Consider the following 5,597-nt stretch of genomic DNA (forward strand, 5'->3'; position numbering starts at 1 on the left):
CGAGGGCACGCAGAAGACATTGTTGAGGTTGTAGTCACCGATGCAGACACCGGCACGATGCAGCTGCTGGACGATCTCGACGAAGCGGATCAGGTAGTCGACGATCTGGCGGCGGTCCAGTCCCGGGAAGTAGCGCTGATAAAGCAGGGCATGGGCCAGAAAACCCATCTTGACGCCGCGAGCCCGATACATGGCGAAACCGATCCAGCGGTGCTTGTCGTCGAAGACGCGGATCAAGGGCCAGCAGACATCGCGGGTCATGTGGGCATCGCGCAGTTCACGCATCGCCTCCACCTTGCGGTGCAGCTCGTCGCCGCGCTTCTCGAGGACCTCGGGGTAGTACCACTTGACGATCACGTCGGGGCGCTCCTGGAGGGCGAATATCTCACCCTCCCCACCGCGCTCCAGGCGCTTGCCGAGCCGGCGCGTCTTGCCCAGCGAATCCGTCACGACCTTTGCCCGCAATGCCACTAGACCTCCTTCCCATCGACGCGTCGGGGCATGCTCAGATACTGTCCCAGCTGTCAGTCGGCGGCAGCCGGACCTGTTCGGTGGTCGAAGCCGAGGCGGAGACGCGGCTCATGCTGGCCGAGAGCCAGAGGAAGAACTCGCGAAACTTCAAGCCGTCGAGGCGCTTCGCTGGACGCGTCGAAAAGGCGCTGAGCGCCTCGAGATCGGCCTCCTCCACCCCCACCGGCATCACCACCATCTTGCGCTGCTGCGCCAGGGAGCGGGCCCTGGCCGATACCGCCTGCCACTGATCGGTGGGGACGCCGTCGCTGATGACCACCAGCCAGGCTGGTAATAGGCGACACCGGCCTTGCGGTAGGCTGCCGTGCGTTCCTCCAGCCGGTCCAGCGCCAGCTCCATGGCGGCCCCCAGCGGGGTGAGCCCGGATGCGGCGAAGTGACGACACTGGGAGATGTTCATGGCGGTGGTGAACGGCAGCTGCTCGGTGACCTTGCCCCCCGCCGTGATGACGCCAAGCTCGACCGAGCAGGCGGCCATGTCATCCTCCTTGATCGCGGAGATGAAGGCCTGAACGCCAGAATTCAGTTCGCGTATCGGCTGCCCGAACATCGAGGCGGAGGTGTCCAGCACCAGCATGCAGGCGCAGCGAGGAGAGGGGTTATCGATCAGGTCGCTACTGCTGTTGAGTTGGTATGTCGCCATCGGCGGCTCCTCGTATCGTGACGCCTGGCACCGTTCCGGCCAGACGAATCCGAGACTACCACAGCCCTTGCCGGGATGCCCCGCCGGCTTGGCCTGATCGCCAACGCCAGGCTGAAACGATTCGCACCCCTGCCCTTGAATCTTGGACCCGTCACCCGCATCTATCGGACAAATTCACCTTCATGAAAGGTCCATGCCCATGTCCATCGTCGATCCCCGCAGCGGTGCTCCCCTGACACCCCCGGAGTCCGCCCCGTCGCCCGGAGCGCCCCCGAGCGATGAGCAGCTGATCATCGATGTCGATCGCAACAACATCCAGCAGTTGCTGGAGTTCTCCACCCAGGTGCCGGTGCTGCTCGACTGCTGGGCCCCTTGGTGCGAGCCCTGCAAGGCCCTGATGCCCATCCTGGAAAAGCTCACCCGGGAGTACAACGGTGCCTTCATCCTGGCCAAGCTCAATATCGAAGACAACCAGGATATTGCTGCCCAGTTGGGCGTGCGCTCGGTTCCCGACGTCAAGCTGATCAGCCAGGGCGGCCTGGTCGATCACTTCCAGGGCGCGCTCCCCGAGAAGGAAATCCGTGAGTGGATCGGGCGCTATTTTCCCGCCCCGGAAGACGCCCCGGCCAGCCCCGAGGAACAGGCTGCCGAGGCCCTCGCCCAGGGCGACACCGAAACGGCGCGCACCCTCTATGAGGAGCTGGTTCAGCAGCACCCTGAGCACTATAGCTATCAGGTGGAACTGGCTCGGACTCTGGTGGCTGAGGAGCGCAGCGAGGAGGCCCTGGCATTGCTGGACAACTTGCCCCCCGAGGAGCGGGACGCCCCGCCGGCCCGGGGAGTACGTGCCAGCGTGGAATTCAGGGAGGAAGCGCCCACCAGCGAGGAGCTGGAAGCCCTGGCCGGGCGCGACGACAGCGAAGCCCGGTTCAAGCGCGCGCTGCGCCAGGTGGCCGACGGCCACTACGAGGCCGGGCTGGAAGCCCTGCTGACCCTGATGCAGGCGGACCGCGCCTATGGTGACGACGCCGCCCGAAAGACCCTGTTGCGAGTATTCGATGCCCTGGGCGCCGATCATCCACTGACCGTGACCTATCGTCGTCGACTCTTCGCCCTGCTCTACTGAGCCCCTCGTTACCGAGCACCATGGCGCAGGATGGATCGACCCAGGAGGCGGCCCCACCAGGGGACGCCTCCTTTTCGGTTCACCGCTTCAACACGCCATCGAGTCGGGCCAGTGCCTCCTCGAGCTGAGTGGCGGTGGTGCCAAAGTTGAGGCGAACGAACCCAGGCCAGCCGAAATCACTGCCATCGGAGAGGGCCACCCCGGCCTCCTCCAGCAGTACCTGCTGGGGTGAACCCGCTCGCCCTACCAGCCCTTCGGCGCCACGCAGGTCCAGCCATGCCAGGTAGGTGGACTGAGGCATGCCCATGGCAACACCGGGCCAGTCGGCCACCCGCTCGGCAAGGGTACGGCGATGACCACGCAGCACCTCGAGCAGCACCCAGCGCCACGGGTTGCCATGGGCATAGGCCGCCTCGGCGGCCACCAGGCCGAGCACGTTGCCGTCAGGCATCAGGCCACGAAGGGCTTCGGCAAAGCGATGACGCAGCGCCTCGTTCTCGATCACCGCACAGGCCGTGGTCAATCCGGCCAGATTGAAGGTCTTGGAGGCGCCCAGAGGGTGATCGTGCGGGCAGCCAGCTCGGGAAAGGCCGCTGCCAGCGGACGATGGGTGACGCCCTCGTCCAGCAGCAGGTCACAGTGCAGCTCATCGGAGACCAGCAGCAGGTCGTGGCGCTCCACCAGCTCCGCCAGGGCGGCCAGCTCCTCATGGCGCCAGACCCGGCCAGTGGGGTTGTGGGGGTGGCACCACAGCAGCAGACGGGTCCGTGGGGTGATGGCCGCTTCCAGCGCCTCGATGTCGAGGCGCCACTGCTCGCCCGACGCCTGGGGCGGAACCATCGCCGCCCGCTGGGGCAGCCGCCCCGTGCGCTCGGCCACCTTGAGGAAGGGCGGGTAAATCGGCGTGATGGTCAACACGCCATCACCCGGCTCGGTCAGGGCCAGGCTGGCCAGATGCAGCGCCGGCACCACGCCGGGTAACCACAGCTGCCATGTGGGCTCGATCTCCCAGCCGTACTCGCTGGCACTCCACTCGCATAGAGTCCGGCGTAGCGAGTCGGGTACCATGCCATAGCCGTAGACCCCGTGGTCGACCCTTGCCCGCAACGCCTCGATGACCGCTGGCGGTGAGCGAAAGTCCATGTCGGCCACCCACAGTGGCAGCACACTGGCGTCGTAGCGGTGCCATTTCTGCGAAGGCCACGTTCCCTGTTCGGGGTGGCGACGCTCGACGGGCGTGGCAAAATCGAACTCCATGTTCTTTCCTCGGGAAGCAGCAACGATGAGTGAAACCATGCCGCAAAGCGGCTTCTATGCCAAGGTACGTCGAGGCATGCCCGCCCTGATCGAACAGTGGCGCAAGCTGGGTAGTGGCGATCCCGACAGGCTGGCGCTGATTCTGGCCGAGACCGCCCGGGTGGCCAAGCTGGGCCAGCCCGATGAAACACCCGACGGAGCCACGCTGGCGGCCTGGAGCCGTCCCGAGGCCGGCGCCGACATCCCGCTCTGGGCGGCGCGAACCGCTGCGTTCCTGCTGATTCAGATGCCGGCACGACCAGAGCCGCACAGTGACGACGAGGCCTGCGCCTGGGCCTACTGCTGGCTGCTCAACCGCCACTTCAACGATGTGGAGGCCGCCCGGGCCGCTCTGCCTGACCATCTCCGGGACAAGCTCAGCCACGCAGTAGGCGCCGCCTGGGCCGATCGCCAGGGCCTGCGGCTCGTCTAGACCACAAGGACTCACCTCATGGATGTTCCCCTGAGCTGGCAGCTGGCCAAGCTGGTGGTGTCGATAGGTATCGTGCTGGGCCTGGCAATGGTCGCCGAGCGCGTCAGCACCCGCATGGCCGGCCTGCTCGCCGGCTACCCGCTGGGCACCGCCATCGCCCTGTTCTTCATCGGGCTGGAGATATCGCCGGACTTTGCCGCCGAGAGTGCGGTATACAGCCTGGCCGGTTTTACCGCCACCATGGCGCTGGGTGGCGGCTACCTGATCTGCGGCCGCCGCGACGGCCTCAGAGGGGTGCTCACCGGCACCGCAGGTGGCCTGGCGGCCTGGTTCCTTGTCAGCCTGCTGCTCACCCGGATCGACTTCACCCGCTTGACCGGCACCCTGACCACCCTGCTGGCCATCTTCGCCTTTACCTGGCTCTATCGCCACGTCGCGGAAACCCGGGTCACGGTCAGGCCTGGCGGCTCTCGCTGGCCGGCCCTGGGGATGCGGGCAACGCTGGCTACCGCCATCGTATTCCTGGTGACCGGGCTCGCCCATGTGCTGCCTGCCTCCTGGGCAGGCATGCTGGCAGCCTTCCCGATCTCCATGTTCCCGCTGCTGGTGATATTGCATCTCACCCATGGCGCAGCGCCGGCCGCCACGGTGATCAAGCACTATCCTGCCGGACTGGGCGCACTGCTCTGCTACGCCCTGTGCGTCTCCCTGACCTATGCCACCCTGGGGTTGTTCCTGGGCACCCTGGCCGGGTTCGGGGTGGCCACGCTCTGGCTGCTGGCATGGACGCGACTGCAGGCCTGGCATGCGGCCCGGCCTGCCAGAGGCACTTGACCTAGCGCTTGCTCGGGGCAATGCTGGCATTTTGAACCCTTTACCGCCCCGCACCGACAGGACATCACTGTCAGGACCCACAAGGATCATTGCCATGTTCGTGCGCACCATCGAGCCCGCCTTTTACGACACCGACGCCTGGGCCATATCAACAACACCCGGCTACCGGCCTGGTTCGAGATGGCTCGCAACGACCTCTTTCGACTGTTCACGCCGGACCTGGACCCGGGCAAGTGGCGGCTGATCATGGCCCGCATGGAGATCGACTACCGGGCCGAACTGCACTATGGCAGCGACATCGAGCTGCGCACCTATCTCTCGCGGCTGGGGAACAGCTCCTTCACCGTGACCCAGGAGGCCTGGCAGAAGGGGGTGCTCACCAACCTGGGCCACACCGTGCTGGTCCACTTCGACCATGGCGAGAAGCGGGCCGTGCCCATCGAAGGGGAGTTGCGCAAGGCCCTGGAGGAGCACCTGCGCACCGCCGAGGAGCCGACGAAGGCATGACACCCGCCATCAAGATGCTGGAGCGGGACGGCGCTGCCTTCGAGCTGCTCAGCTACGAGCATGACCCCCGCGCGGCGCCTACGGCGAGGAAGCGGCCTGCGCGCTGTCGCTGGAGCCACGGAGCGTGTTCAAGACCCTGGTGACTCGGCTCGACGACGGTCGGCTGGCGATCGCCATCGTGCCGGTCACCGCCCAGCTGGATCTCAAGGCGCTGGCCAAGGCAGCCAG

5 protein-coding genes and 4 pseudogenes are annotated in these 5,597 nt (G+C 66.3%); 5 read left to right on the forward strand and 4 right to left on the reverse strand.

The genetic code is table 11. The annotated features are described in order from the left end of the window. From Q427_RS03585 to Q427_RS03590, 3 genes and pseudogenes are all read right to left on the reverse strand, one after another. A pseudogene (locus Q427_RS03585) lies at positions 1-471 on the reverse strand (kinase); the annotation flags it as partial. A gap of 34 nt (positions 472-505) precedes the next feature. Next, positions 506-709: a hypothetical protein gene (locus tag Q427_RS31955; protein ID WP_197030494.1), complete on the reverse strand. Its 204-nt coding sequence runs from the start codon at positions 707-709 to the stop codon at positions 506-508. After that, on the reverse strand, positions 700-1,173 hold the full coding sequence (locus Q427_RS03590; RefSeq protein ID WP_197030495.1) for a vWA domain-containing protein: 474 nt from the start codon (positions 1,171-1,173) through the stop codon (positions 700-702). The genes Q427_RS31955 and Q427_RS03590 overlap by 10 nt, the downstream gene beginning before the upstream one ends. A gap of 199 nt (positions 1,174-1,372) precedes the next feature. Between Q427_RS03590 and Q427_RS03595 the strand changes: the two genes are divergently transcribed. Beyond that, positions 1,373-2,299 carry a tetratricopeptide repeat protein gene (locus tag Q427_RS03595; RefSeq protein ID WP_043511085.1) on the forward strand — a complete coding sequence of 309 codons (927 nt, stop codon included), beginning with the start codon at positions 1,373-1,375 and terminating at the stop codon, positions 2,297-2,299. 79 nt (positions 2,300-2,378) lie between these two features. Here the strand turns inward: Q427_RS03595 and Q427_RS03600 are convergent. Continuing rightward, a pseudogene (locus tag Q427_RS03600) lies at positions 2,379-3,556 on the reverse strand (MalY/PatB family protein). A 37-nt stretch (positions 3,557-3,593) separates the two neighbouring features. Here Q427_RS03600 and Q427_RS03605 point away from each other — a divergent pair. The 4 genes and pseudogenes from Q427_RS03605 to Q427_RS33235 form a co-directional block, all read left to right on the forward strand. Further along, positions 3,594-4,028 carry a hypothetical protein gene (locus Q427_RS03605; protein ID WP_043511086.1) on the forward strand — a complete coding sequence of 145 codons (435 nt, stop codon included), beginning with the start codon at positions 3,594-3,596 and terminating at the stop codon, positions 4,026-4,028. An 18-nt stretch (positions 4,029-4,046) separates the two neighbouring features. After that, positions 4,047-4,862, forward strand: a complete 816-nt coding sequence (locus Q427_RS03610) for a hypothetical protein (RefSeq protein WP_043511081.1) — start codon at positions 4,047-4,049, stop codon at positions 4,860-4,862. A 94-nt stretch (positions 4,863-4,956) separates the two neighbouring features. After that, positions 4,957-5,369: pseudogene (locus Q427_RS03615) on the forward strand (acyl-CoA thioesterase). A gap of 139 nt (positions 5,370-5,508) precedes the next feature. Next, positions 5,509-5,597 (forward strand): annotated as a pseudogene (locus tag Q427_RS33235) (Cys-tRNA(Pro) deacylase); the annotation flags it as partial.

The organism is Halomonas sp. BC04 (assembly GCF_000568385.1).

Bases quoted from the DNA above. Each gene is read 5' to 3' on its own strand.
- Q427_RS03605 (WP_043511086.1), top strand. From the start codon at position 3,594: ATGCCGCAAAGCGGCTTCTATGCCAAGGTACGTCGAGGCATGCCCGCC.
- Q427_RS31955 (WP_197030494.1), bottom strand. From the start codon at position 709: ATGGTGGTGATGCCGGTGGGGGTGGAGGAGGCCGATCTCGAGGCGCTC.
- Q427_RS03590 (WP_197030495.1), bottom strand. From the start codon at position 1,173: ATGGCGACATACCAACTCAACAGCAGTAGCGACCTGATCGATAACCCC.
- Q427_RS03610 (WP_043511081.1), top strand. From the start codon at position 4,047: ATGGATGTTCCCCTGAGCTGGCAGCTGGCCAAGCTGGTGGTGTCGATA.
- Q427_RS03595 (WP_043511085.1), top strand. From the start codon at position 1,373: ATGTCCATCGTCGATCCCCGCAGCGGTGCTCCCCTGACACCCCCGGAG.